The sequence below is a fragment of the Paraciimarium castrense LEGE 11436 genome (assembly GCF_056633055.1).
This window is the reverse complement of the sequence record NZ_JBSJOW010000001.1, coordinates 280426-298005: the sequence shown is the minus strand read 5'-3', so window position 1 is coordinate 298005 and position 17580 is coordinate 280426. Positions and strand designations below refer to the sequence as shown.

At 65.0% G+C, this 17580-nt stretch carries 20 protein-coding genes and 3 pseudogenes; 17 read left to right on the top strand and 6 right to left on the bottom strand.

The features are described 5' to 3' along the window. The first annotated feature begins 60 nt into the window (after positions 1-60). The 9 genes and pseudogenes from ACWJIO_RS01590 (at position 61) to ACWJIO_RS01550 (ending at position 8329) form a co-directional block, all read left to right on the top strand. Positions 61-1203, top strand: coding sequence for a ParB N-terminal domain-containing protein (locus ACWJIO_RS01590; protein ID WP_480310942.1), 1143 nt, complete (start codon positions 61-63; stop codon positions 1201-1203). Between the two features lie 115 nt (positions 1204-1318). Continuing rightward, on the top strand, positions 1319-2251 hold the full coding sequence (locus ACWJIO_RS01585) for a hypothetical protein (RefSeq protein ID WP_480310941.1): 933 nt from the start codon (positions 1319-1321) through the stop codon (positions 2249-2251). Then, complete coding sequence (locus tag ACWJIO_RS01580; RefSeq protein WP_480310940.1) at positions 2248-3372, top strand: DNA methyltransferase; 1125 nt, start codon at positions 2248-2250, stop codon at positions 3370-3372. The genes ACWJIO_RS01585 and ACWJIO_RS01580 overlap by 4 nt, the downstream gene beginning before the upstream one ends. 239 nt (positions 3373-3611) lie before the next feature. Beyond that, complete coding sequence (locus ACWJIO_RS01575) at positions 3612-6773, top strand: DEAD/DEAH box helicase (RefSeq protein WP_480310939.1); 3162 nt, start codon at positions 3612-3614, stop codon at positions 6771-6773. 32 nt (positions 6774-6805) lie between these two features. Then, positions 6806-7024, top strand: coding sequence for a DUF433 domain-containing protein (locus tag ACWJIO_RS01570; RefSeq protein ID WP_480310937.1), 219 nt, complete (start codon positions 6806-6808; stop codon positions 7022-7024). Positions 7025-7056: 32 nt separating this feature from the next. After that, positions 7057-7365, top strand: coding sequence for a DUF5615 family PIN-like protein (locus ACWJIO_RS01565; RefSeq protein WP_480311500.1), 309 nt, complete (start codon positions 7057-7059; stop codon positions 7363-7365). A 130-nt stretch (positions 7366-7495) separates the two neighbouring features. Then, positions 7496-7733: pseudogene (locus ACWJIO_RS01560) on the top strand (hypothetical protein); the annotation flags it as partial. A 9-nt stretch (positions 7734-7742) separates the two neighbouring features. Next, the gene (locus ACWJIO_RS01555; RefSeq protein WP_480310935.1) at positions 7743-7976 is read left to right on the top strand and encodes a DUF433 domain-containing protein; all 234 of its coding nucleotides are present in this window, start codon (positions 7743-7745) and stop codon (positions 7974-7976) included. Further along, a complete protein-coding gene (locus ACWJIO_RS01550) occupies positions 7973-8329 on the top strand; it encodes a DUF5615 family PIN-like protein (RefSeq protein WP_480310934.1) in 357 nt (118 codons plus the stop codon). The genes ACWJIO_RS01555 and ACWJIO_RS01550 overlap by 4 nt, the downstream gene beginning before the upstream one ends. A 153-nt stretch (positions 8330-8482) precedes the next feature. Here the strand turns inward: ACWJIO_RS01550 and ACWJIO_RS01545 are convergent, their stop codons facing one another. After that, positions 8483-8887, bottom strand: a complete 405-nt coding sequence (locus tag ACWJIO_RS01545; RefSeq protein ID WP_480310933.1) for a HEPN domain-containing protein — start codon at positions 8885-8887, stop codon at positions 8483-8485. Next, the gene (locus tag ACWJIO_RS01540) at positions 8880-9209 is read right to left on the bottom strand and encodes a nucleotidyltransferase domain-containing protein (RefSeq protein WP_480310932.1); all 330 of its coding nucleotides are present in this window, start codon (positions 9207-9209) and stop codon (positions 8880-8882) included. The genes ACWJIO_RS01545 and ACWJIO_RS01540 overlap by 8 nt, the downstream gene beginning before the upstream one ends. Positions 9210-9285: 76 nt before the next feature. Between ACWJIO_RS01540 and ACWJIO_RS01535 the strand changes: the two are divergent. After that, a pseudogene (locus tag ACWJIO_RS01535) lies at positions 9286-9693 on the top strand (DUF3427 domain-containing protein); the annotation flags it as partial. A gap of 164 nt (positions 9694-9857) precedes the next feature. Here the strand turns inward: ACWJIO_RS01535 and ACWJIO_RS01530 are convergent. Further along, positions 9858-9992, bottom strand: coding sequence for a hypothetical protein (locus ACWJIO_RS01530; protein WP_480310931.1), 135 nt, complete (start codon positions 9990-9992; stop codon positions 9858-9860). A 306-nt stretch (positions 9993-10298) separates the two neighbouring features. Then, on the bottom strand, positions 10299-10433 hold the full coding sequence (locus ACWJIO_RS01525; RefSeq protein ID WP_480310929.1) for a hypothetical protein: 135 nt from the start codon (positions 10431-10433) through the stop codon (positions 10299-10301). A gap of 128 nt (positions 10434-10561) precedes the next feature. Between ACWJIO_RS01525 and ACWJIO_RS01520 the strand changes: the two genes are divergently transcribed. Together ACWJIO_RS01520 and ACWJIO_RS01515 are read left to right on the top strand one after the other, a co-directional pair. Continuing rightward, positions 10562-10780, top strand: coding sequence for a hypothetical protein (locus ACWJIO_RS01520; RefSeq protein WP_480310928.1), 219 nt, complete (start codon positions 10562-10564; stop codon positions 10778-10780). A gap of 55 nt (positions 10781-10835) precedes the next feature. Beyond that, positions 10836-11885, top strand: a complete 1050-nt coding sequence (locus tag ACWJIO_RS01515) for an AI-2E family transporter (RefSeq protein WP_480310926.1) — start codon at positions 10836-10838, stop codon at positions 11883-11885. Here ACWJIO_RS01515 and dnaG read toward each other — a convergent pair. Continuing rightward, entirely contained in the window at positions 11798-13948 is a 2151-nt protein-coding gene (gene dnaG / locus ACWJIO_RS01510; protein WP_480310924.1) for a DNA primase, read from the bottom strand. The two genes, ACWJIO_RS01515 and dnaG, sit on opposite strands and share 88 nt — an antisense overlap. Here dnaG and ACWJIO_RS01505 point away from each other — a divergent pair. The 3 genes and pseudogenes from ACWJIO_RS01505 to ACWJIO_RS01495 all read left to right on the top strand — a co-directional run bounded on the left by ACWJIO_RS01505 (position 13878) and on the right by ACWJIO_RS01495 (position 16091). Next, positions 13878-14852 (top strand): DMT family transporter, encoded by a 975-nt coding sequence (locus ACWJIO_RS01505; RefSeq protein WP_370566481.1) that lies wholly within the window; start codon positions 13878-13880, stop codon positions 14850-14852. The genes dnaG and ACWJIO_RS01505 overlap by 71 nt on opposite strands. A 2-nt stretch (positions 14853-14854) precedes the next feature. Next, positions 14855-15160, top strand: a pseudogene (locus ACWJIO_RS01500) (YbfB/YjiJ family MFS transporter); the annotation flags it as partial. A 55-nt stretch (positions 15161-15215) separates the two neighbouring features. Next, positions 15216-16091 (top strand): YbfB/YjiJ family MFS transporter, encoded by an 876-nt coding sequence (locus ACWJIO_RS01495; protein ID WP_480310922.1) that lies wholly within the window; start codon positions 15216-15218, stop codon positions 16089-16091. Here the strand turns inward: ACWJIO_RS01495 and ACWJIO_RS01490 are convergent. Then, positions 16069-16515, bottom strand: a complete 447-nt coding sequence (locus ACWJIO_RS01490; RefSeq protein ID WP_193915694.1) for a hypothetical protein — start codon at positions 16513-16515, stop codon at positions 16069-16071. The genes ACWJIO_RS01495 and ACWJIO_RS01490 overlap by 23 nt on opposite strands. A 21-nt stretch (positions 16516-16536) precedes the next feature. Here ACWJIO_RS01490 and ruvA point away from each other — a divergent pair, with 21 nt between their 5' ends. Together ruvA and rpsO are read left to right on the top strand one after the other, a co-directional pair. After that, on the top strand, positions 16537-17181 hold the full coding sequence (gene ruvA, locus ACWJIO_RS01485; RefSeq protein WP_480310920.1) for a Holliday junction branch migration protein RuvA: 645 nt from the start codon (positions 16537-16539) through the stop codon (positions 17179-17181). A 128-nt stretch (positions 17182-17309) separates the two neighbouring features. Next, entirely contained in the window at positions 17310-17579 is a 270-nt protein-coding gene (gene rpsO / locus ACWJIO_RS01480; protein ID WP_186699945.1) for a 30S ribosomal protein S15, read from the top strand. The last annotated feature ends 1 nt before the right edge of the window (position 17580 follow it).

Below are 17580 nucleotides of genomic sequence, written 5' to 3'. Positions count from 1 at the left end.
ACTCTACAGTCTACGGCGCAAGAATCAACGTAGAGCGGTAAACGGCACTCTTCTATTCGAATGAACACAGCTTCGCCTGATAACTCGATTTCACGAGGCGTAAACAACGTGACCCAAAGCACTCCAATCAACAGTGACAAATGGGAGGCGCCCGAAAATCTGCGCCTTGATCTCCAGAATCCGCGGATTCCTGACGAGTCATTTGAAACCGAAGAAGATGTTCTGGAGTATCTGCTCGACCACGCGGATATTCAAGAGCTTATTCAATCGATTTTGACCTCTGGGTGGCTGGACTACGAACCACTGATTGTCCTTGAGCAAGACAACGTCGTCCTTGAGGGCAATCGTCGACTTGCCGCACTTCGAATCTTGGCCAACGAGGCAACTCGTGAGCGCTTTGGCATTGAGCTTCCGGAAGATCCTGGGCCAAAGTCACTGCCTCAGATGGTGCGCGTGCGCCACGTGAATTCGCGAAGCGACGCTCGTGACTTCATTGGTTTCAAGCACATCAATGGCCCATTTAAGTGGGATGCATTGGCCAAAGCAAAGTATGCTGCGGAGTGGCTAAGTGACGGTGCAACTATCGATCATGTTAGCCGGCGCCTAGGAGATAATCATAACACAATCCGACGACTTGTAAACGGATGGAATGTCCTTCAACAGGCACTTGCAGAGGGCTTCAACCGCGAGGACACCACTAAAAAGTCATTCCCATTTTCGCACCTTTATACAGCTGTCGCAAGGCCAAATGTAAGATCTTACCTTGGCTTGTCGGATGACAATCTGTCTGAGGTGTTGCCAGTGCAGCCAGTGCCAACAGAGCGAAGTGATGAGCTTCGACGGCTTATGTCTTGGTTATATGGGCAGAGGAACGAGCCCTCAGTGGTAGCGAGTCAGAATCCGGATCTGAACCGTTTGGTGGAGGTTCTTGGCAACGACAATGCCAGAACAATGCTGGAGGCGACTCGCGACCTGCATACCGCGTACGATCAAGTAGAGGACAAGAGCTTGCAATTCAGCCGCTCTCTGATGCTGACTATCAAGCAGGCGGAAGATACTCTGCGATTGGTTGGTAATTTCGATGGACGCCCTGACTTGATGACGGCGGGTGACAACCTGAGGAGGACTGTGCAATCCCTGCATGGGGCCATGAAAACCACAAGGGAGCGACTTGAACAGGGAGAGGATGACAATGCCAATTAGAGGTCCTCTGCCACAGGACACGCGAAGCCGGCTGGCAGATTGGCTCGAGGTTATGGCTCTTACAGCTAGTCGTGGAGTAGCAACGCGAGCGGAAGTTGTTCGTCTGTATGATCGTTTGGCCGACGACGGGCATGATGTCCGATATGACCCATCGAACGGGGACGGTTTAGAAAGTGAAATATTGGAGGACGACCGGCACGAGGCAGCAGATGTTGTACTCGACGAACTGGAGCATCGCAGCGCTGTACTCGGAAGTTATTACCCGTTTGAGATCAGGAGCCGAGGCGCCAACTGGAGCATTCGATGGGTTTCGGCACGTGACAGGCAATCCATTGAATCTTCTACAGGTCAGGAATGCTATATTTTCTGCCTTCTGACAAGCGCCATCCGTGATCGGCGTATTCATGGCCAAAGCATTCCGGATTTGGAACGTGCGATGGCTCGCCACTTTCAAGAGATTGCCTCCGAAGCTGCAGCTGATGTGATTGGCGGTGTTTCGGTTTCATTTGGCTGGCCAAGGAAGGAAGGTACTGCTTTCCGCCCTGCTTTGCAGGACTTGAACCGGCAACTTCGGCTTGGTAGGGTTCACGACAGCGTTCCCATCTGGTCGAGTGGCAGAGAAAAGGACTCCGGAATTGATGTTGTTGCTTGGCGTGAGTTTGACGACAAACGGCCGGGTAAGCTGGTGTTATTCGGGCAAGTCGCCTCTGGCAACGACTGGACAAACAAGTCGGTGAAAACAGATACTCCTAGGTTCTTGAGCTGGTTCTCACAACAGCCTACCCACCACTATATCCCTGCAATATTCATTCCTTTCCCACAGCATCATGAATGTGCTGGAAGCAATGAAGCCGCCTTCGAAGCCGTAGCATCAGCCCAAGCCTGGCTGCGCGAACAGGAGTTTGGCCTCGTGATCGACCGACTGCGAATTGTCGGTGCAGCTGCAAGACGCTTGACGAGCTCGGCATCGCGATCAGGTGGTAATACGCTTACGGCTCTAAGAGAGTGGATTGACAGTGCACTCAACGAAGCAAAATCCGCCGCATGAGTAATAGACATCCTTTTCATTCGCTTTGTCCTTACTTTGCCATGTTCCCAGAGGAATTTGTAGAACATCAAGTTCTTACATATACAGCCCCTGGTGACGTAGTTTTTGATCCCTTTTGTGGGCGTGGTACAACAGTCTTCGAGAGCTTACTTCATGGCCGTCCTTCGTACGGGGTGGACATCAACCCTGTAGCCGCTTGCATAGCAGGTGCCAAAGCGGAAGCTCCATCACTACAATCGATCTTCAGTAGAATAAATGAATTGGAGGAGAGCTTCACCAGCAGCTCGAGAATATCAGTAGCGCCTAGCCCATTCTTTGAAGCGTGTTATGAACGCAATACTTTGGCAGAGATTCTATTTCTTCGTGAACATCTCCAGTGGCGTCACGATCAAGTGGATCGGTTTATCGCTGCCCTAACCTTGGGTGTGCTCCACGGAGAGTCGCACCGGTCTGATTATTGCTTGAGCAACCGAATGCCTCGCACAATAAGCACTAAACCAGATTACTCCATGCGCTGGTGGGCTGAGCGTGGGCTCCAACCGCCACGACGGAGGTCGTTTGATGTTCTCCGTAACACCGCGACGTTTCGATTCAGAGCCCCCTCAGCCGAGATAAGGGGGATGGTCCGCCAAGCTGATGCGAGAGACTCAGCAGCTTCGTTCCCGGAAATCTGCGGGAAGGTGCGCCTAGTTGTGACGTCACCTCCGTACCTGGACACTACCGATTATGCCGAAGACCAATGGCTAAGATTATGGTTTCTAGGGGGTGCACCATTTCCTGAGCTGCGCAAGAACCCTGATGACAGACACACCCGAATTGATCGATACTGGCAGTTCCTGTGTGAAGCATGGGCAGGTGTGATTCCTTTGCTAAGTGATCATGCTGTTATCGTAGTTCGGATTGGAGGGGCAAAGCTTACCAAAGATGATCTTTTTAGTGGGGTAACTCAGAGCTTGCGCGATGCCGCCGAAGGTGAGCCCGGTCGAACTGTTCAGCCGGTTCATGAGGGGGTGACCTCCTCAATTAGGCCACGTGAAGTTAGTGCCTTCCGACCAGCGACTCCGCGGGCTAACGTTGAACACGACTTTGCCTACGAGTTGTCGTACTGTCCAGCGGCGTAGCGGGCCTAACGCTGATTGGGCGGATCCGCATAAACTCCCTCTTGCTATCCCTCCTTCCGCATAAGCCGAATAAAGGAGCTTAGCTTCACTGAGCAGATCCCTCGCTGGAGCAAGCATCCGGCCTTGGTCGTCAATGCTGGCTGACACGTTATCCGGATCCGCATAACATCGCCACAGCCCAGTCCGATTCCTGGCTGGCGATCCACGGCAAGTACCGCAGCACAGGCGCCTGGACACCCATGCCCGACCAGGCCCCACCCCCCGGCCTTTACCAGCAGCTCATCACAGAGGGCCTGGTACAACAGCTGTGCGAGCTGCAGGAATCCCTGGTCACCACCGACGACCTTGATCCCCAGGAAGCCCCGCGCCTGCTGGCCCGGCACCTGGCGAATCTGGCCCGCATTGCCCTGGAACACCTAAGCGGTGGCGCCACCCCTGAGCACCAGCTGGCCCTGGTGAACCAACTGGTGGGCCTGCTCCAGAGCCAGGCACCCCGCGCCATCTCAGCAGGCGATCTCCTGCACCCCTCCGCCCGGCTGCTCTCGGAGATCCGATCCACGGCCCTCCTGCCCGGCCAGGCCGAAACCATCCGCCCACTCATCCCCGTGGCCGACAGCACCCTGCTGGTGAACGCCAGGGGCGAACCGTCGGTGGGGCAGGCGCTGATCCATGAAATCCCCTCCGCCCACCGGATCGACCTGCTCTGCGCCTTCATCAAGTGGAGCGGCCTGCGCCTGCTCCAGCCAGCCCTCAGCGAGTTCCTGCAGGCCCAGCCCCGTCGCCGCCTGCGGGTGCTCACCACCGTCTACCTGGGCGCCACCGACCGCCGCGCCCTCGATTGGCTGGTGGCCCACGGCGCCGAGGTGCGCGTGAGCTACGACACCCGCCGCACCCGCCTGCACGCCAAAGCCTGGCTGTTCCATCGGCCTGGCCTCTCGGGCTCACCCCCGGCCTCCACCGCCTACATCGGCTCCTCCAACCTCTCCACCGCCGCCCTGCACGACGGCCTGGAGTGGAACGTTCGCCTCTCCGCCCACGTCAACGAGGGCATCCTGTCCAAGTTCCACGCCGCCTTTGAGAGCTACTGGGAGGAGGGCGAGTTCGAGCCCTACCGGGCCAGCGAACTGGAGCAGCGCCGCTTTGATCGGGCCGTGCGCGAGGAGTCGGCGGGGGATTCGGCGGGGGATTCGGCGGACGCCACCCCGCTCAGTTTCTTCGACATCCGCCCCTACGCCTACCAGCAGGAGATCCTCGACAAGCTCTCGGCCGAGCGCAGCCTCCATGGCCGCTGGCGCAACCTGGTGGTGGCCGCCACCGGCACGGGCAAAACCGTGATCGCCGCCCTGGATTACGCCCGCCAGGGCGGTCCGGGTCACCCGAGCCTGCTGTTCGTGGCCCACCGGCGCGAGATCCTGCAGCAGAGCCTCGCCACCTTCCGCCAGGTGCTGCGCGATGGCTCCTTCGGCGAGCTGCTGGTGGATGGCCAGCGCCCCAACCAGTGGCGCCATGTGTTCGCCTCGGTGCAGTCGCTCGCTGGGCTGGATCCGGCGGACCTGGCGCCGGACACGTTCGACGTGGTGATCGTCGATGAGTTCCACCACGCCGAAGCCCCCAGCTACACACGTTGGCTGGCTCATCTGCAGCCGGTTCTGCTGCTGGGTCTCACCGCCACCCCCGAGCGCACCGACGGCGACGACATCCTCCATTGGTTTGACGGCCGCATCGCCGCCGAGCTGCGCCTCTGGAGCGCCTTGGAGCAGGGCCTGTTGTGCCCGTTCCACTACTTCGGCCTCCACGACGGCACCGACCTCTCGCGGATCGAATGGCGCCGCAACGGCTACGCCAGCGAAGCCCTGTCCAACCTCTACACCGCCGACGACGCCCGCCTGCGCCTGATCCTGCGCGAACTGGCAGACAAGGTCACCAACCTGGAGTCGATGCGGGCCCTGGGCTTCTGCGTGAGCGTGGAGCACGCCCATTGGATGGCCCGCAAGTTCGTGGCATCCGGCCTGCGCGCCGCCGCCCTTGATGCCTCCAGCCCCCGGGAGCAGCGCGCCGAGCAGATCCGCCGCCTGCGATCCGGCGAGCTGCAGATCCTGTTCGCCGTGGATCTGTTCAACGAAGGCCTCGACATCCCCGAGATCGACACGGTGCTGTTCCTGCGGCCCACCGAGAGCGCGATTGTGTTCCTGCAGCAGCTCGGCCGCGGGCTGCGCCTGCACCCGTCAAAAAGTTGCCTCACCGTTCTCGACTTCATCGGCCAGGCCCACCGCCGCTTCCGCTTCGACCTCCGCTACCGCGCCCTGTTCGGCGGCACGCGCGACCAGCTGCGCCAGCAGATCGAAACCGGCTTTCCCTTCCTGCCGGCCGGCTGCAGCCTGCAGCTCGATCGCGTGTCCAGTGAGCGGGTGTTGGCCAACCTGCGCGAGTCGCTGCCCAGCCGGCGGCCCCAGCTGGTAGCCGAATGCCGCAGCCTCGGGCGCTGTTCGCTGGCGGGGGTGTTGGAGGGGCTGGGGATGGAGCTGGGGGAGTTTTACAGGGTGGCGAAGTCGTGGGCGTTGCTGCAGCGGGAGCTGGGGTGGTTGGCGCTGGGCGAGCCGAGCGCCGATGAGCAGCGGCTGGGGCGGGGCATCTCCGGAGGACTGCTGCATCTGGATGCCCCCGAGCGCTTGTGCTGGCTGGCGGATCAGCTGCAGCAGCCCATGGCGCCTGATCCGGCGGGCTTCGATTCCGCCACCGAGCGCAGCTGGCGCATGCTGATGGTCCAGCTGTGGGGGAGCGGCCGGCACCACGTGCCCCTGGCCGAGGCCCTCGTCCGGCTCTGGGTTGCCGCCCACCTTCGCGCCGAACTGGTAGAGCTTGTTGAGCTCCTGAAAGAGCGCACCGACCACCTGGTGGGCGCCCTCGACTGGGGCCGCGCCGAACCACCTCCCATTCCCCTGAAACTCCACGGCCGCTACTCCCGCTCCGAGGTGTTCGCCGCCTTTGGGTTGTTGAACGAGGCCCGCCCCTTCCCCGGCCGCGAGGGGGTGTTCTTTGACGAAGCCACCCAGTGCGACGTCTTCTTCATCACCCTCAAGAAATCCGAGCGCCTGTTCTCCCCCACCACCCGTTACAACGACTACGCCGTCTCCCCATGGGAGTTCCACTGGGAGAGCCAGAGCCTCACCAGGGAAGCCTCCGCCACCGGGCAGCGCTATATCCACCACCGCGAGCGGGGCAGCAAGGTGCTGCTGTTGGTGCGCGAGGAAAACAAAAGGGGTGGCGTCACCATGCCGTTTCACTGCCTCGGTTTTGCCGACTACCTGAGCCACGAGGGCGAGCGGCCGATGGCGATTCGCTGGCGGCTGCAGCAGCCGATTCCGGCGGCGTGGCTGCCGGTGATGGGGTTGGCGGTTTGAATCAGTCAGGCAGCAGCCGCTAGCGTGTTCCCATGGCTGAATCCCGCATCACCCATAACCCGGCCCAGTGCGGCGGCAAACCCTGCATCCGAGTGATGCGGATCCGCGTGAGCGATGTGCTTGATCTCTATGCCGCTGGCCTCACACCTGATCAGATCCTCAGCGAGCTTCCTGATCTTGAGCCGGAAGATCTGCAGGCGGCGCTGATCTATGCCGCTCATGAGCTGAATCATCCTGTATTGGTGGCGTGATTCTCTGGCTTGATGCGCAGTGATCGCCCGCTCTGGCGACTTGGATCACTGAGCAATTCACCCCGATCCAGGTGCTGCCTGTACGAGAACTGGGCCTCCGCAATGCCGATGACAGTGAGATCTTTGCGCAGGCCCGATCATCAGGAGCCCTGGTGATGACGAAAGATCGCGACTTTCTGCATCTCCTCTTTGAGCAGGGTCCCCCTCCCCAAGTGATCTGGCTCCGCGTGGGGAACAGTTCCAACCAGGCACTTCAAGCTGTGCTTTCGCGAACTCTTGGGCAGGCGTTGGCCAGCCTTCGTGATGGTGAGCCCTGGGTGGAAGTGCGCTCGTCGGTCTGATGCCTGATCCAGCTGTCTGGCCGACTGGCTCGACGCCCTGGCCATGGACCCGGCCGACTTCTACGGCATCCGCGGCACTTCGTTCACCGCCCTGCTCCATGGCGACGATCCCGACCGTCTGCGCGCTCTCGCCGCCTCCGCCACTGGGCAGAGGTACATCCACCATGAGACGCGCGGCTCACGGGTGCTGCTGTTTGTGCGCGAGCAGCCCCGGCAGGGCACGGTCACCGAGCCGTTCGTGTGCCTGGGGTTTGCGCACTACGAGAGACATGAGGGCGAGCGGCCGATGGCGGGGCCCTTCCAGGGGGTGGCGGCTGGAGCGGGAGATTCCGGCGATGTGGCTGCCGGTGATGGGGTTGGCGGTTTAGCGTTAATCCATGGACATCCAGTCCCGGATCACCATCAACCCGGCGGTGCGCTTCGGCAAGCCCTGCGTGCGCGGCACGCGCCTCACCGTGGGGGACGTGCTCGGTTCGCTGGCCAGCGGCATGAGTGAAGCGGAATTGCTGGAGGATTTCCCTCAGCTCAGCCACGACGACGTGCTCGCCTGCCTTGCCTATGCGGCAGATCGCGAGCGTTGCCTGGTCACGCTGTCTTCATCGGTGGCGTGAGCGTCTGCCTGCTCCTGGACGAGAACCTCTCAGAACGGCTTCTACCAATGATCCTGGATCGGTTTCCCGATTCCAGCCATGTGCGGCTGCTCGGCCTGGGTGGCGCTGATGATCTGGTGATCTGGGCGCGGGCCCGCACTGATGGTGCTCTGTTGGTGACGAAGGACGATGATTTTCTCCGGCTCAGCGTGACGCGTGGTTTTCCTCCCAAGGTGATCTGCCTGGCTATCGGCAACGCCGGCAATGCTGCAACAGCGGCCCTGTTGCTTGCTCACGTCGAGGCCATCGAGGGATTCTCCACCCATCCTGAGGCTGGGTTCCTCCTCCTGCGGCCAGCAGGCCAGGCCCTATAGAACCTTCAGCGCCACCAAGGCGAGCGGTCGATGGCGGGGCCCTTCCCGGGGTGGCGGCTGGAACGGGAGATCCCGGCGGCGTGGCTGCCAGGCTGTTGCTTGGCATAACGGCGGGGTGGGCGGTTTGAGCGCCAATCCCACCGGTCGGCCTGCTCACGCTTCCGACTTGTCAGAGCCAAGCAGGATCATGAGGGCCTGCCTCACCCTGCTGGCGATCTGCACAAGATCGTCCTGCTCCTCGGCTGAGGTCTCAAAACCCGGGTAGCGCGCGAGCACCGCACCTGAGGAGAGATCAGCCAGTTCCTCAACGTCCCAGCTCCATTGGCGATCCACCGCTTCAAGCTGACGAGACAGGGCAGCCAGATCATGGATCTTGTCGACCGCCTGTCCAAGCTGGATCAATCGAGCCTTGAGCAGTTTCTCCACACACTGCTGGGCGTGAAACACCACCGCATCACGTAAGCCTGGGCTGTTCCTGGTCAGGAGGATCTCAAGGACTTCCCAATCGCCTTCCGCCTTGGCCATCCACTCCGGCACGGCCGACCAGAGTTCAGCCATGCAACATCTCGCCATGGTCGAGCGCTTCGCGCACGACAGGATCACCCCCCCGGTAGCGAATCTCTATCTCCTCCGGCCGACGGACCAGCAGATCCAGGGGGAAGTGCACCGGACAGAGACGGCGCATTTCACGGATCTTGGCCAGGTGACGACCCTCGAATGGCATCACCACCAGGATGTCGGCATCGGAATCCCAGCGCCCCTCACCACGAGCCAGGGAACCGAACAGGATCACCTTCTCGGGGGCGTAGCGCTCCACCAGTCGCTGCGTGAACGCCAGCACCGCCTCGCGGGTCACCAGTGGGGTCGGCGTGGTGGTCATGGGCTTCATCATCGCGAAGCCGCGAAGACCAGGCCACGAAGGTCACTGACCACCACGTTCGCCATTCCCCGAGGCCCTGGCCGATCGCGCCCCCTGGATCCACCGCGAAGGCGTGCTCTGGCACGAACCCAGCCGGTGCGACCTGCTGTTCGTCACCCTGCGCAAGAGCGAAGCCCTCTTCTCCCCCACCACCCGCTACCGCGACCTGGCCCTCGGGCCGTCCCTCTTCCACTGGGAAAGCCAGAGCACCACCACAGCCGCCTCCGACACTGGGCAGCGGTATGTCCATCACGCGGCGCGGGGATCGCGGGTGCTGCTGTTTGTGCGCGAGCAGCGCCGGCAGGGCACGGTCACAGCGCCGTTCGTGTGCCTGGGGTTTGCGCGCCATGAGAGCCATGAGGGTGAGCGGCCCATGGCGATCCGCTGGCGGCGGCTGCAGCCGATCCCGGCGGCGTTTGTTCCGGAGCTGGCGGTGGCGGTGTGAACGCCAGACAAGCCGGTCGTTTTGTTCGCTCTTCATGCTTTTCTGAGCCAAGCAGGATCCTGAGGGCCCGCCTCAGATTGCTGGCGAATTCCACCAATTCTGCTGCTTCCTCGGCCGAGGTTTCAAATCCCGGGTAGCGCGCGAGCACCGCTCCTGATCACAGATCAGCTGTGCTTTGAGCAGTTTCTCCACTCCTTGCTCAGCAGGATCACCAGGGCTTCCCAATCGCCTTCCGCCTTGGCCAGTTCAGCCTTCCTGAGCTTGGAGGTGCCCTTGATCCGGTGCTCCTTGTTCAGCAAGGCCCTTGGGTTGCTGTGGTCTGCAGGCTGGGGATCCCGCGGGAGCGGTTGGCCGACACCAGGGCCGCGCGACAGTCCTGATAGGTGTCCTGCAGCGCCTCAGGCTCTGGACTCACAGGAAATTCGCTGGCTGAGCGGAGTGGCATCGACGATCGAACGGGTGGCTTCAGGTCTACCGATTCTGGGCACTGCCGCCTTGCTGTCTACCCAGAAGGCAGGAACGGCCAGCTGTCGCTGACCCTGAGATTCCATTTCACATTGATCGACGAATTTATCTCATTGATGTTGTAAGCGCCCCGGAAGTCGTCAGGCAGCATCAATGAGATGCTCAAGAGTGGCATCCTCTCGATCGCCCGCCAGCACCCGGTCGCCCTGGTCCGGGCCGCCGAAGTCAAGGGGCGCCAGGCAGGTCACCGCATGGCCATGGTCAACCTGCAGCACCACAGCTGCCAGGAATGCACGGTCGGCCCAAGCCCCCTCCAAGCCTTCGTTGCTGCCGAGGCCCGTGGTTCGGACCCTGACGCCATTGTTTGGGCCCGCCGCCCGGGCCGGCGACGGTCTGCGGGGCTATGCCCCCGGCAGTGGGGTGGACGCCGCAACCAGAGAACCCCCTGTTCGGCACCTGGACGGTGGCAGAGCAGGAGGGAACCCTGGAGGTGCTGGCGGGAGCGGCCCGCTACCGGGCCCCACTCACCCCCTGGGACGGCGAGACCTTCAACACCAGCCCCGACGGCCGGGTGACCAGCTTGAGCTACGACGGCTACCGGTTCCAGCGGCGGGAGCCCTGAGCGTTGGCCAGCGGCCATGATGCCGCCACCCGCCCCTGCCCAGGAGACCTTCCCCATGCCCCTGCCCTCCGGCCTGCCCCGCCCGCTGGTGCTGGGGCTGTCCTTCCCGCTCGTGGTGCTGAACCTGTGGGTGTTCGCCTCGCTCTACAGGGCCTTTGAGGGCATCGCCTCCACCTTCATCCTCGCCGGGGTGATCGCGTTGATCCTCAACCTGCCGGTGCGCCTGCTGCAGCGGCGCCTGGGGCTGGGGCGCAGCTGGGCGATCGGTTTGGTGGTGGGGCTGTTCCTGGCCCTGGCCGGCCTGATCGCCGCCACCCTGCTGCCGCTTCTGGTGGTGCGGTTTCTGGCCTTCACGCAGGTGCTGCCGGAGTGGATCTCCGCCACCGCCCAACAGCTCGACGCCTTCAGTGGCAGGGCCTCCTATCTGGGCGTGCCGATCGAGGTCAGCGAAATCATCCAGGGCCTGGCGGCGGGGCTCACCGCGCAGCTGGAGGGATTGCTGCTCAACATCCCCGCCTTCATCACCGGATCGCTGGGGAACTTCTTCAGCCTCTTCTTCCTGTTTGTGCTCACGATCTTCTTCCTGATCTATGGCGGTGATTTCGTGCGCAACTGCCTCACCTCCTGGCTGCCTGGCGACAACGGCCTCAAGGCACTGGCCGTGCTGCGCCGCAACTTCAACAGCTACATCTTCAACCAGCTCATCCTCTCAGCTGTGCTGATGGCTGTACTCACACCCACCCTGTGGCTGCTGAGGGCGCCGTTCCCCATCCTTTCAGGGGTGAGCATCGGTCTGATGGGCTTCATCCCGTTCGGGGCCATCCTCGGCATCCTGTTGTTCAGTGTGCTGTTCATGCTCAAGAGCTTCTGGCTGGGGCTGCGCATCTTCGCTGTGCTGATCGTGGTGGATCAGGTGATCGAAAACGTGCTGCCGCCGCGGCTGCTGGGCAAGCTCACCGGCCTCAACCCGATCGTGATCCTGTTTTCGGTGATGGTGGGCGCCACCCTCGCCAGTTTCTACGGGGTGATCACCGCCGTGCCGATCGCCGCCACCGTCAAGTCGCTGCTGCTCGACTCAGCCAAGCCGGCCTCCAGCTCGGCATAGCCCGCCCGCCGCCGGGCATCGAGGGCCTCGAGGTAGCGGCGCTCGTTGTAATACAGCTCCTGAAAGCGCAGGGCGTCGCTGTTGAGCTCGGCGAACAGCTGCTCGATGCGGCCCTCCATGTCGCTGATCGGCACCAGGCCGGCATCCTCTTCGCTGCGCTCCAGCTGCAGCAGGCGGGCGATGCAGCGCTCCAGGGTTTCCAGCCGCTGGCTGCTCCAGGCGTCGAGCAGATGCCGGCAGCGCTTCAGGCTGCGCTGGCGCTCCAATGAGGCCAGGGCGCCGCGCAGCTGCAGTTGCGGCTGGCCCAGCTGCAGCTGCTGCAGCTCGCTGGGCTCGATCAGGGGCGTGAGCCGTGTCAGCAGGCTGCTCTCCTCCACCAGCAGCTGGTCACTGAGCAGGCGGGTCAGCTCCAGGTCGGCCAGATCGAGGCCAGGATCGAGGCCGCGACTCACCGCCTCCAGCCGGCCGGCGCCCAGATTGTCCTCCTCCAGGGAGCAGATGGCGGCCCAGAGCTGGCGGTGGTGGGCCAGGCCGAAGTCCTCCAGCTCATGGCGGCGCAGCTCGGCACGGATGCGGGGCCGTTCCGGCGGGCAGTGCAGGTAGAGCCGCAGCACCTCCGCCTCGGCCCGCTCCCGCAGACCCGCCTCGCCGGGCTGCTCCCACTTCTGGGAGCGGCCGTGCCAGCGCTGGCCCTTCACCTGCTGGCGCAGGTCGTCCTCCAGCTGGATCGCCAGCCTCGCCTGGCCGCCGCTGAGCCGCTCGGCCACCTGCTGCAGGTAGTGGCTGCGCACGGCACTCTGGGGCAGCTTGCCGAGCAGGGCCACCAGGGCGCTCACGGCCTGCTGGAACTGATCCGAGCGGGCCAGGTCCTTGCCCTCCAGCACCTGGGCGATCTGCCAGTCGAGCCACTGGGGCGCCTGATCCAGCAGGGCGCGGTAATCACCGGCGCCGTTCTGCTTCAGGAATTCATCGGGATCCTTGCCGGCGGGCAGGTGCAGCACCCGCAGCTCCAGCTGCCCCTGCAGCGCCAGCTGCTCCACCTCGCCGATCGCCCGCTGGGCCGCCCTCACGCCGGCGCCGTCGCTGTCGAAGTTGAGGATCAGGCGGCGGCTCTCGCAGCAGCGGCACAGCTGGGTGATCTGCTGGCGGCTGAGGGCCGTGCCCAGGGAGGCCACCGCATTGGTGATGCCGGCGGCATGCAGGGCGATCACATCGAAGTAGCCCTCCACCACCACCGCCCGGTCATCGCGGCGGATCTCGTTGGCGGCCCGATCAAGACCGAACAGGTGCTGCCCCTTCTCGAACACCTCCGTTTCCGGGGAGTTGAGGTATTTGGGCTCGCCGCCCTCAAGGCTGCGGCCGCCGAAGCCGATCACCCGCCCCTGGCGGTCGCGGATCGGCACCATCACCCGGCCGCGGAAGCGGTCGTAGTGCCCCCGGCGGCTGTCGCCGGCTTCCCCCTTGCGGGCCGCCACCAGACCGGCGGCCTCCAGCCATTCCGGGGCCACCCCCTCCACCTGCACCAGGTGGTTCAGCAGCCCATCCCAGCGGTCGGGGGCAAAACCCAGCTCGAAGCTCTCGATCGTGCCCTCACTGAGGCCCCGCTGCTCGCGCAGATAGGCCAGGGCGGCCGCCCCGCCCGGGGCACGCAGCTGGCTGCGGAACCAGCCCGAGGCCAGGCTCAGCACCCGGTGCAGCTGCTCGCGCCGGGAGAGCTGCTTGCGCAGCCGCTCCTGCTGGGGGCCATCCAGCGTTTCCACCGGCAGCTGGTACTTGCGCGCCAGCTCCAGCACCACATCACTGAAGCTGTGGCGCTGCAGCTCCATCAGGAACTTGATGGCGTTGCCGCCGGCGCCGCAGGAGAAGCAGTAGTAGAACTGCTTGGCTGGCGACACCGTCATCGACGGCGATGTGTCGTCGTGGAAGGGGCAGATCCCCACGAACTCGCGCCCCTTCTTCTTGAGCACCACGTGCTCTCCCACCACATCGACGATGTCCGCACGCTCCTTGACGGCCTCGATCGTGCGCGGATGCAGGCGGGGATGGAGCGCGGGCTGGCTCAAGGAGTGGCGCTACCGATGGGGGTTGGATCGCCCCCATTCTGCCGGACACCACCACAACTGGGCGCCCCTGTGGATGCTGGCCAGCGCCCTGGCCTTCAGCCTGATGGGGGTGTGCGTCAAGGCCCTCGGCGGGCGCCTGCCGGTGTCGGAGGTGGTGCTGGCCCGGGCCGTGGTGAGCGTGCTGATCAGCTGGTGGCTGCTGGGCCGGGCCGGGATCGATCCCTGGGGAAACCGCCGCGGGCTGCTGATGGGGCGGGGTCTGCTGGGAACAGCGGGGCTCTACTGCATCTATCAGGCGATCGCCGGCCTGCCCCTGGCGGTGGCCACGCTGCTGCAGTACCTCCATCCCACCTTCACGGCGGTGCTGGCCTGGCCGCTGCTGGGCGAACGGCCCGGCTGGCGGGTGGGAGGGGCTGTGCTGCTCGGCCTGCTCGGGGTGGGGGTGCTCACCATCCCGGCCGGTGATGGGCTGGCGGCCCTCTCCGACCAGCTGCCCACGCTGCCCCTGCTGCTGGCCCTGGCCGGAGCCCTGCTCTCGGCCCTGGCCTACGTGAGCGTGCGGGCCCTGCGCCGCAGTGAGCATCCCCTGGTGGTGGTGTTCTACTTCCCGCTGATGGCCCTGCCGATCAGCCTGCCCCTGGTGCTGCTGGATCCGGTGCAGCCCACGGCCGTGGAGTTCGCCTGGCTGCTGGGGGTGGGCCTGTTCACCCAGCTGGGGCAGCTGGGCCTCACCTATGGGCTGATGGGCATGGCCGCGGGCCGGGCCACGGCGATGAGCTACGTGCAGGTGCCCCTGGCGGCGCTGTGGGGCGTGTTCTGGTTCCAGGAGACCCTCGCTCCCTCCCTGCTGCTGGCCGCCGCCCTGGTGCTGGGTGCGACCCTGCTCAGCATCAGGGCGGGCTGAGGATGACCACCAGAACAGAGCTGGGCATCGGGGCGGACGTGCTGGCGGGCACCTGTGCCATCGCCATCGGCATCGGCCTGGCCCGTTTCGACTTCTCGATCCTGGCCAAGCAGATGGCCACCGCCGGTTGGATCGACACAGCCTCGATCGGCGACCTCTCCGGCGGCAATCTGATCGGCTATCTGATCGGCTGTTTTCACCAGTCGCGGCTGCGCCGGCACCAGCATGTGCTTGGCGTGATTGCCCTGGCCCTGGTGCTGACCGTGGTCTCGATGCTGGCCGAGGGGTTCTGGAGCAGCACCGGCTCCCAGGCCGTCTGGCGGTTTGTGGGGGGCTGGGCGGCGGCCCAGCTGATGACCCGGGGTGCCGAGCCTGGCGTTGCGGCGGGTGCCGGCCAGGCAACTGCGCCTGAGCACGGCCATCGTGATGGGTGGAGCGGGCCTGGGTGGCCTGCTGGGGGCCCTGGCGGTGGGGCTGTTCGCCCCCTCCTCGCCCCGGCTTGCCTGGATCCTGCTGGCCGGCCTCAGCCTGCTGCTCTCCCTGCCGATCGTGGCCCTGCTGCTGCGCAACCGGCGGCATCCGCCGGTGTCCCCAGCCAGTCCCAAGGGCCAGCCGGGGCTGTCCCCGGGCCAGACCCACCGCGCCGTCTGGCCCGCCGGCCTGATCCTGTTGGCGGCGGCCTACGCCGTGGCGGCGATGGGGTCGGTGCCCAGCGTGTTCTACGAGCCGCTGCTGCTCAGCCAGCGCTTCGGCGCCGGACCGGTGGCGGACAGCCACGGCCTGGCGATCTTCGGGGCCGGTGCCATGGGCGGCTCCCTGCTGGTGGTGTGTTTGCCGCGCGCCTGGGCCACCCGGCACTGTCTGGTGGGGGGGGCCCTGGCCGGGGTGGCGGCGGCGGCCCTGTTCGCCTGGGGAGACAGCCAGGCGCTGGTGGTGCTGGGCTCCTTTCTGCTGGGTTGCTGGACCTGGATGATCGTGAGCCTCACCCACCTGCGCATCCACGACTTCGTCCCCAGCCAGGCGCACCGCCGCAGCTGGGCCACCTGCACCCTGCTCTATGGCCTGGGCCTGATGCTGGTCTCCTTCGCCAGCTCCAGCCTGGCCAGCAGCAACCTGCAGCTGGTGCTGGTGATCTGTTTGGGCCTGATCCTCCTGCACGCCGTGCTCGAGCTGCTGCAGTGCCGCGCTGCAGCCCTGCCGGATCAGGGGCTCCCGCTCAGGACGGCAGGGGATCGGTGAGCCAGAGCTGGGTGTCGCCGCCGATGGCGCCGCTGGGGCGGGCCAGCCGCCAGCTCTCGCCCCGCTCGCCGCGCTGCAGGTAGAGCTCGAAGGGGCTGTCCACCCGCACCCGGTCCCCCGGCAGACGCCAGTCGAAGCTGCCGCTGAGCCGCAGGCCGCGGGCCTCGCCGATCGCCACCGCCTGCTGCTCACTCACCCGCACCCGGCTCACTTCCGGAATGCCGTCGGGCTCAAGACCCAGCGACTGGGCGATCGACCCCTGGGTGAGCTGGATCTGCAGGGCCAGGGCGCTCAGCAGCACCCCCCGGGGCGGCTGGCCGACGCCGCCGCAGCCGCTGATCGGCAACAGCAGCAGCAGGCAGAGCAGCGGTGAGAGCAGCGGTGGCAGCAGCCGCTGGGCAAGGGTCCGCAGGGCGGGCAGCATGGGGGCGGTTTCACTTCCCCCATGATCGGCTGGCTGCAAGGGGACATCACCGATCCGTGGCAGCACGACAAGCGCTGCGGACTGCTGCTGGTCTGCGGCGGCGTGGGCTACGAGGTGCAGGTGAGCCAGCGGCAGTGGCAGCGGCTGCCGCCCCAGGGCGGCAGCCTGGGCCTGCACATCCACCAGAGCATCCGCGAGGACGGCTGGACCCTGTTCGGCTTTGCCGAGCGCCAGGAACGGGATCTGTTCCGGGAGCTGGTGGCCGTGAGCGGGGTGGGGCCCCAGATGGCCCTGGGCCTGCTGGGGGTGCTGGAGCCCACCGCCCTGGTGCTGGCGATCGTGCAGGCCGACCTGCGCCAGCTCTGCCAGGCGCCTGGGGTGGGCAAGCGCACCGCCGAGCGGCTGGCGGTGGAGCTGCGGGTGCGGCTGCAGGAGCGCTTCCTGGGCGGGCCAACACCGGGTAGCGAGGCCGAGCTCGAACCCCTGCCCGCCCTCAGCGACGGCAGCCGCGACGACCTGCACGCCACCCTCGCCGCCCTGGGCTACGAGGGGCTGGAGATTCACCGGGCCGTGCGGGCCGTGGCCGCCCAGGGGCTGGCCGCCGACGCCAGCGCCGAGGAGTGGATCCGCTGCTGCCTGCGCTGGCTGGCCCGATCCGCCGCCTGACAGCACTGGGCTCTGCCCGGAACAGGGCCGGCCAGGGCGGTAAAGTATCGGTTTGCACCGCAGAGGCCGGGGCAGGCCCTGCCGGGGCCACCAGGCTGCAGGCTCGCGCTCCGCCACTTCCCAACTCCATGCCGCTCACCACCGCCCAGAAGCAGGACCTGATCAACGGTCACCAGACCCATGGCACCGACACCGGTTCCGTGGAGGTTCAGGTGGCGATGCTGAGTGAGCGCATCAGCCAGCTCACCGGCCATCTGCAGCAGAACAAGCACGACTTCTCCTCCCGGCAGGGACTGCTCAAGATGATCGGCCGCCGCAAGCGGCTGCTGGGCTACCTCAAGGGCATCAGCCAGCAGCGCTACGCCGATCTGATCGCCAAGCTCGGCATCCGCGGCTGAG

Bases quoted from the DNA above. Each gene is read 5' to 3' on its own strand.
- ACWJIO_RS01520 (WP_480310928.1), top strand. From the start codon at position 10,562: ATGCCCCCGGCAGTGGGGTGGACGCCGCAACCAGAGAACCCCCTGTTC.
- ACWJIO_RS01505 (WP_370566481.1), top strand. From the start codon at position 13,878: ATGTCCGCACGCTCCTTGACGGCCTCGATCGTGCGCGGATGCAGGCGG.
- ACWJIO_RS01590 (WP_480310942.1), top strand. From the start codon at position 61: ATGAACACAGCTTCGCCTGATAACTCGATTTCACGAGGCGTAAACAAC.
- rpsO (WP_186699945.1), top strand. From the start codon at position 17,310: ATGCCGCTCACCACCGCCCAGAAGCAGGACCTGATCAACGGTCACCAG.
- ACWJIO_RS01570 (WP_480310937.1), top strand. From the start codon at position 6,806: ATGGCTGAATCCCGCATCACCCATAACCCGGCCCAGTGCGGCGGCAAA.
- ACWJIO_RS01540 (WP_480310932.1), bottom strand. From the start codon at position 9,209: ATGACCACCACGCCGACCCCACTGGTGACCCGCGAGGCGGTGCTGGCG.
- ACWJIO_RS01555 (WP_480310935.1), top strand. From the start codon at position 7,743: ATGGACATCCAGTCCCGGATCACCATCAACCCGGCGGTGCGCTTCGGC.
- ruvA (WP_480310920.1), top strand. From the start codon at position 16,537: ATGATCGGCTGGCTGCAAGGGGACATCACCGATCCGTGGCAGCACGAC.
- ACWJIO_RS01490 (WP_193915694.1), bottom strand. From the start codon at position 16,515: ATGCTGCCCGCCCTGCGGACCCTTGCCCAGCGGCTGCTGCCACCGCTG.
- ACWJIO_RS01515 (WP_480310926.1), top strand. From the start codon at position 10,836: ATGCCCCTGCCCTCCGGCCTGCCCCGCCCGCTGGTGCTGGGGCTGTCC.
- ACWJIO_RS01580 (WP_480310940.1), top strand. From the start codon at position 2,248: ATGAGTAATAGACATCCTTTTCATTCGCTTTGTCCTTACTTTGCCATG.
- ACWJIO_RS01545 (WP_480310933.1), bottom strand. From the start codon at position 8,887: ATGGCTGAACTCTGGTCGGCCGTGCCGGAGTGGATGGCCAAGGCGGAA.
- ACWJIO_RS01575 (WP_480310939.1), top strand. From the start codon at position 3,612: ATGCCCGACCAGGCCCCACCCCCCGGCCTTTACCAGCAGCTCATCACA.